The sequence below is a fragment of the Faecalibacterium sp. DFI.5.82 genome, assembly GCF_029076575.1.
Lineage (GTDB): Bacteria > Bacillota > Clostridia > Oscillospirales > Ruminococcaceae > Faecalibacterium > Faecalibacterium duncaniae.
In genome coordinates this window covers 1-309 of the sequence record NZ_JARFIS010000552.1, presented here as the reverse complement: position 1 = coordinate 309, position 309 = coordinate 1, and the positions used below count along the sequence as shown (strand labels likewise).

General features: G+C 39.8%; 1 protein-coding gene. It reads left to right on the top strand.

Features of this window, described 5'->3' with window-relative positions:
• On the top strand, positions 1-283 hold a 283-nt coding region (locus P0G09_RS17840), incomplete at its 5' end, for a helix-turn-helix transcriptional regulator (protein WP_342760561.1).
• Between the last annotated feature and the right edge of the window lie 26 nt (positions 284-309).

Here is a 309-nt window from a genome sequence, read left to right as displayed (position 1 = left end):
TACTGAGCTGCGCACACAGAAGGGTGTGTCTTCAAGAGACATGAGCCTCTCAATCGGGCAGAATCCCGGCTATATTCGTGCAATCGAAAGTGGTACTGCCTTTCAGACGATGGCAAATTTCTTTTACATCTGCGAAAATTTCAACATTACTCCACAAGAATTTTTTAATTTCGGCGAGGAAACCTCCAATGGAATGAATGCACTTGTTGACCAGCTAAAACAGTTCGATGCCGAGCAGATCAATTCACTTACGGCTTTTATAAAAACAATCGTAAAAAAGTAAATTATCAAAGAACTTAATACTTGGTA